This is a genomic window from Sphaerochaeta sp. S2 (assembly GCF_016406725.1).
In the GTDB taxonomy this organism is placed as follows: Bacteria; Spirochaetota; Spirochaetia; order Sphaerochaetales; family Sphaerochaetaceae; genus Sphaerochaeta.
In genome coordinates this window covers 1-2,464 of the sequence record NZ_JAEKNT010000530.1, presented here as the reverse complement: position 1 = coordinate 2,464, position 2,464 = coordinate 1, and the positions used below count along the sequence as shown (strand labels likewise).

General features: G+C 47.6%; 2 protein-coding genes and 1 pseudogene. All 3 read left to right on the top strand.

The genetic code is table 11. The annotated features are described in order from the left end of the window. A pseudogene (locus tag JF818_RS15675) lies at positions 1-199 on the top strand (hypothetical protein); the annotation flags it as partial. Between the two features lie 211 nt (positions 200-410). Beyond that, positions 411-2,030 carry a Na+/H+ antiporter NhaC family protein gene (locus JF818_RS15670; protein ID WP_198892981.1) on the top strand — a complete coding sequence of 540 codons (1,620 nt, stop codon included), beginning with the start codon at positions 411-413 and terminating at the stop codon, positions 2,028-2,030. 92 nt (positions 2,031-2,122) lie between these two features. After that, positions 2,123-2,464: type I phosphomannose isomerase catalytic subunit (locus JF818_RS15665; protein WP_370570357.1), on the top strand; the 342-nt coding region annotated here is incomplete at its 3' end.

Sequence of the window (2,464 nt, the reverse complement as noted above, 5' to 3'; positions counted from 1 at the left end):
CCTTGGAGCATCGGTCAGACTGTTGAGCATTCTTGATGTGCGTGGTGGTATCAGCCAGGGCTACAAGTCCATCGGTGCTGGATTCGATCTTCTGATCTTCCACATTGATGCTGCATACTATGTACAGGAATATGGAGCGAGTATCGGTGACAAGCCAATCGATGCACTTTCACTGAGATTCTCACTCTTCTCTCGCTAGTGTCGTGCTTCTTACTCACGGAATGCCCTCCCTGGAAAGGAGGGCATTCGCGTGTCTTAGCGTTTTCTTTATTCTTTATTCTGTTATTTTAATAACAAACTGTAAGAAAATTTACAAAAAAGCTCTTTTTAACCTTTCCTTTGTTACAAAACTCATGATATAGTCTCCATACAATCACACTTCAGGGTTTTCACCCGTATGAGAGGTCAATATGACAAGTTTTGGAATTTGGGGACTCATTCCTCCCGTTCTTACCATTACCCTTGCATTCATTACCAAGGATGTAATGGTTTCCCTGTTTCTTGGGATTTTTTCTGGTGCGTTGATCGTAGCAGGGGGAAATCCTCTGGTAGCAATCATCAACCTTACCGACATGATCGCCGGTTCCCTCAATGATGGATGGAACATCCGTATCTTCCTTTTCTGTGCATTGCTCGGAGGATTGGTTGGTATGCTCAGCAAGACTGGTTCAGCACATGCGTTTGGTCGCTGGGCAGCAGATAAGCTGCACACCGAGAAGACCAGCCTCATGATGACTTGGTTCTGTGGTCTGTTGATCTTTATCGATGACTACTTCAACAGCCTTGCAGTAGGAACCGTTATGCGTCCTATTACTGACAAGAACAAAGTTTCCCGTGCACAGCTTGCATACATCCTGGACTCCACCGCAGCTCCGGTATGTATCCTTGTTCCCATCTCAAGCTGGGTTATCACCGTTATGTCCATTGTAAAAGGATCTGAAGGATTTGATGCTTTGGGTGTCAGTGAATTCTCTTTCTTTATCAGGTCAGTACCCTATAACCTGTATGCTCTGCTTACCATCATCATGGTAGTTGTCATCATTCTGAGCGGACGTAATTTCGGTCCCATGGCAAAAAGCATTGCCTATGCAAAGGAAACCGGTAACCTGTACAACGAAACCTACGGACCAGCCCCTGGTGAGATTGACATCGATGGTGATGTGAATGCAGCAAAGGCAAAGCCTCTGGACATGCTCTTCCCGATTATTGTTCTCATTGTTTCAGCAGTTATCCTGTTCCCTGTTACTACCTACCTCTCATCCATAGATGGAGAGACCATTACCAGCGTCGGTGCTGCAGCAGCATCCATGTCTCTCGGTGATGCCTTCAACAATACCGATGCCTCAATGGCACTGTTCTATGCAGTAATCTTCACGTTGGTGATCACATACATCTACTACACTGCTCGTAAGCTTTTTACGATCAAGGGAGCAAGTGAAGCAATTACCGACGGTATCAAGAGTATGGTTCCCGCCCTTATCATTCTTACCATGGCATGGACCATTGGTGGTGTTATCAAGAACAGTCCTGCTGATGGAGGCCTTGGGTTGGCTGCCTATCTCAGTGATGTTGTTGTTGGTGGCGGATTCCCGATTGCCTTGGTTCCTGTCATTGCCTTTGCACTCTCCGCTCTGATCTCTTTCTCAACTGGTACAAGCTGGGGAACCTTCGCTATCATGATCCCGATCGTTATGCCTATCGCTGTCGGTCTTGCCCAGGCAAAGGGCCTTGCAGACGCAGGTTTGCTTAATGCAGCTATGATCAGCGTGAGTGCAGTACTCGGTGGATCAGTCTTTGGTGACCATGCTTCCCCGATCAGTGATACAACCATCTTGAGTTCCACTGGGGCTGGGTGTCCACACCTTGAGCACGTTGCAACCCAGATGCCCTATGCAGTTACCTCTGCAGCTTGTGCATTGGTTGGTTTTGTCGTAGGGGGAATCTTCCTGAACGTTCTGGCAGCTTGGATCGTAACCTTGGCTGTTTTTGCAGCAGCCATGATCTTCCTTCCCAAGATCCTGAACAAGTAATCTGCAATTCACTACCAAGTAGGCCCACCTAGCAAGGTGGGCTTACTTGCTCTCTGAGGCCAAGCGAACTATACTTTGGCTTGGAGGCTGATATGGACATTGTACAAATAAAAGGACATATCAAGGAGTATGAGTGGGGGAACACCTCATTCATTCCTGCGCTATTGGGTGTTCCAGAGGATGGAAAGGCCAAGGCCGAGCTTTGGTTAGGGACTCATCCCTCAGGGGATGCAATCGTCATGGAAACTAACCAAAATCTTTCCTCCTTCCTGAAAGGGGACAGTGAGCATTGGTTCGGAGAGGACCACATTGAATCCTTTGGGGATGAGCTGCCACTCTTATTCAAGGTCCTGGCAATTGAGAAACCCCTATCCATTCAGGTCCACCCTGATAAGCTTCAGGCTAAGGCAGGGTGGGAGTGGGAAGAAATTATC

Excerpts from the sequence above, each read along its gene's own strand:
- JF818_RS15670 (WP_198892981.1), top strand. The coding sequence starts at position 411 with ATGACAAGTTTTGGAATTTGGGGACTCATTCCTCCCGTTCTTACCATT.